Annotated in this window: 2 protein-coding genes and 2 pseudogenes; 2 read left to right on the top strand and 2 right to left on the bottom strand. The window is 32.5% G+C overall.

Annotated elements, in window-relative coordinates; translation table 11 throughout:
- On the top strand, nucleotides 1-191 hold a 191-nt coding region (locus tag ACYQ4S_RS11165; RefSeq protein WP_459771192.1), incomplete at its 5' end, for a hypothetical protein.
- A gap of 106 nt (nucleotides 192-297) precedes the next feature.
- Here the strand turns inward: ACYQ4S_RS11165 and ACYQ4S_RS11160 are convergent.
- Nucleotides 298-375: pseudogene (locus ACYQ4S_RS11160) on the bottom strand (tyrosine-type recombinase/integrase); the annotation flags it as partial.
- 525 nt (nucleotides 376-900) lie between these two features.
- Between ACYQ4S_RS11160 and ACYQ4S_RS11155 the strand changes: the two are divergent.
- The gene (locus tag ACYQ4S_RS11155; RefSeq protein WP_459771190.1) at nucleotides 901-1,740 is read left to right on the top strand and encodes a hypothetical protein; all 840 of its coding nucleotides are present in this window, start codon (nucleotides 901-903) and stop codon (nucleotides 1,738-1,740) included.
- 346 nt (nucleotides 1,741-2,086) lie between these two features.
- Here ACYQ4S_RS11155 and ACYQ4S_RS11150 read toward each other — a convergent pair.
- Nucleotides 2,087-2,296: pseudogene (locus ACYQ4S_RS11150) on the bottom strand (site-specific integrase); the annotation flags it as partial.
- Nucleotides 2,297-3,705: the final 1,409 nt, after the last annotated feature.

The following is a 3,705-nucleotide window of genomic DNA, read 5'->3' as shown; positions in this document are numbered from 1 at the left end:
GCAGGGTCACCGGTATGATAGATTGTTTATTCTTTTCCAAATTGAAAAACCTCCTGTGTACTTATGATATCTTAAGTTTAACAGGAGGTCGCGAGGACTCGAAGGTACCTAGCTATTCATCGCTTACGTTTAAATTAAATAAAAAAGAAGTCAGCGCATTTTGTTTGTTGGCTTCTTCTTTATTTGCTTAAAACTATTTAATTCCAAAAACCCACTCGAATTATCTTATCTATTAAATATCGTGAGATACGTTTTGCAATACAACTCAGGTTAAAAAATAACAGTAGTTAAATAAGTTCAAAATCCCAACCTTAAATTCAATAACGTTTCACTAATCTCGTCCTCATTAATTCCGATATAGCGCTTACTAATTCTTAAAGTTCAATTCAAACAATGAATTACAAGTCCCCACATTCAAATTAAATTCCATATCGAGATATATTCTCTCCAGGTATCAATGAATTCTTTTTATTTAAGCCTTAGAAAGCTTCTTGAACCTTCGTATTTACTCTAGTTACCTAAATCATTTGGCATACCTTCCAGTTCAATTAACCAAAGAGAAACAATGATGTGATTGAACTAAAAAAACAGAATCATTACATTCAGCGAGTGACCTTAATAGAAAAATGAGAAATAGAGAAAAAACAGCTTAAAAAAGAAGAAAATCGGGTAGCTTTCTTCCTACATGACACTATGACCAGCACTATTTGACATAGAACCTCATTTGTAAAAAGCTACAATCACCATTATCCCCCTGAATTATGTATCTGTTCTACAAAATAAAGTATTATTAGCATTGACATTAATCGATTAATGAATATACTAAACATGTCATATGATAATTAATAAAATGTAAATCTTATAATTGCTATAACATTTATGAAGAAGAGGTGAACTTTATTGTTTGAATTTACAAAGAAGCCTATCATTATATTAGCTAGCTTGACATTAATTGCTACCCATATTCCACTAAAAGTAGCTGCTCAATCTGCTACAATACCAGAAAAATCAGCAACTGCTAACTTACAAAATAATGAAATTATAAGACCGCACGATTTTGATGATTTTGATTATCAGTCTTTTCTAGATGAGATGGTACGTGATATAAAGGTGGAAACAGGAGAAGAGATATCTGCTGTATTAGATGAAAATTCAAATGTTGTAATATCATACTACAATGAAAATAATAAAAAATCTAAAATAATAATAGTCGATCCTATAACTAGTGAAACATCTATTGATGGTATTGACTACGGTGAAATTATAGAGACAGAAACTTTTATTGATTATAGTAAAGTAGACAACTTTTCTCTAATGTCCACTTCTGATTGGAGTCCAGTTTATTATCATACTACTAAAAATACTATTAAGAAACTTACTGGAGATTTGTCTCGAGGAGCAATATATGCTGCTTTGATAATCACTGCAGTCGTATCAGTTGCTAGTGGGATTGGTTTAACTGCTCCAGTTTTATTAAGTAGGGCAAAAACTGCATTAACTTCTTTTGGATTTTCCGTGACTTCAACTCTTACTGGAGACATACTCAATGGGAGTTGGTCTTACGATACCTATAGAACTAAGGGTTTGGTCTCTAGTGGTGGAAGTTCTTATAAGCAGCGTGCCTACAGATACCAAAACGATTATTTCAGAGCAAATTTCAAGATTGGTAATTATACTAGTCCTACATGGACTACTCGAGGCAAGACTGGAGCATGGTGGTTTGCCACCAGACCATATTAACCATGAATATGTCAGTAATTTTTTTAGGAGCAGCCATCTTTTTTCTGTGTTATGGTATTAAATATAGAAAAAAGAATGAAAGAGATATAAGATTTCCATTTACCTACAGTATTCTTTTTTCTGCATTTTCTGCATTTGAAGTTTATAATTATATTATTGGAAAATTGCTGGTTGGTTTGATTATAATAATTCTCATTGTAATTGATTTCTTTTTTACGAAAAGACGATAAATACTATGCGACGTGTAAACTGTGGGTACGTAAGTATTTGCTAAGCTATCAGGATTAGTCCAGATAGCTCTTTTCACTTAAAAACCTAGTCTAAAGTTCAACAATGTCTCACTAATTTAATCTTCATTGATCCCAATGCAAAACTCGGTAATTTATTCACTGCCATGACCAACATTTCCTTGAGGGTTACCACCTCTCTTGTTTTCTTATAGTAATGAAAGGCAAATGTCTTACGCAGGATGTGTGTGCCAATATAGACTTTGCCTTAAATCTTGGAAGTTTTGAAACACCTGATAGACTACATTTACATCTAGATGTCCTCCCTTTACTACTGAGGAATTGATTCTCTGCTATATCCAAAGTTTTAATTTACCTTAAGTGAGATTTTGTAGATTCCCTAAATTGTCGAGTTGACTCCAAATTTACACATATGATAGCAGGTGGCTTTGACATCGTAAAATATGGGTTGTTTTTGGAATTACTATATTCTTTAAAAGCCGACAATTCCTCCCTTGTAGCTAATATTGCCAAACTACGAACGTTTCACTTCTCTAAATTATTGGAACCATTAAAAGAGCTATATGATTATATTTGGATTGGTGTAGGGTCGAGTGCTAATATTAGGGTTGATAATGTAATGGTTTGCGCAGAATACTTTGTTATTCCGTAGAAGACTAAGACTTACTCTTCCGAAAGCTCTCTCTATATCATAAATGTATATCTTCAAACACTACTAGACGATCTAGGAGATGATTTCAGAGGTGAAGTGCTGAAACTTCTTCCTTTTTTGTTACATTCTAAAAGAGATTTACATGCATCCATAATTGCTCAAGCAAAAAAGTGTTTGGGGAAAATTTAACATTTAATGCAATAGTTAATAATTAGAAAAGGATTACGATTATCCAGAATACGGAATCACTGCAATTGATCATCATGATAGGAAAGTATTTGCGCTATTTGCTGGTATATTTACAGAATTAGAGGAAAGAATATCACTATTTAACAATTAGGGTGATGTCCCGAGCAACTATATCCATATGCAAAATACCTTAAAGGTTACGAACCAACAGACTATTCGAGAAAATTGGATTTAATCGAGTTTGAACCGAAAGTAGGTGACAAAATTGGCTCTAACTAATAGAAAAAACGAGTAGACCTTTAGTTGAAACACATGTTTCCGAACCACGATTCACTGATTCAGAAACAATAAATAATGAGAATACTGCAAATACTACTTAAGTAAAAGATACTCCCTCGACAAAAAAACCGAAATTAACAACAGAAGTTACTACAATTGATTTAATACTTAATATTCTGCTCAAAATAGAAAAACCATAATAGCAGATCCAGGTATTATATCGTTAATTGAAGTTCTTTCAGATCTTGAGGGAACAAAGGCTTATGAAACTTTGAGACACATTACAGAATTTTATTATGAGAACAATTATGACAACCGAGCTCAACGAATCATAGCAGTATATAAAATAGGAAGTTTTTACCTGGATTATTCACAGCCATATCAAAAACCTTAAAGAAACTGTATCAAATCAATTAAAAATAGCCAATCGATCTTTCACTAATTAAGTGAAAAGGAGCCCAATCTTTGATATTGTATAAGTGACGAAACAAACACAAATCAAGGAGGACTCCATAATGAAAAGTGTAATCGAAAAGTCACTTCATTTCAACAAAATGATCAAAGTTAATTTTGACGGTGGAAATTTAACCTCAGACT

Source organism: Alkalibacterium sp. s-m-28, assembly GCF_054658175.1.
The sequence above is the reverse complement of the archived record's forward strand: the minus strand, read 5'-3'. Positions and strand labels throughout refer to the sequence as shown.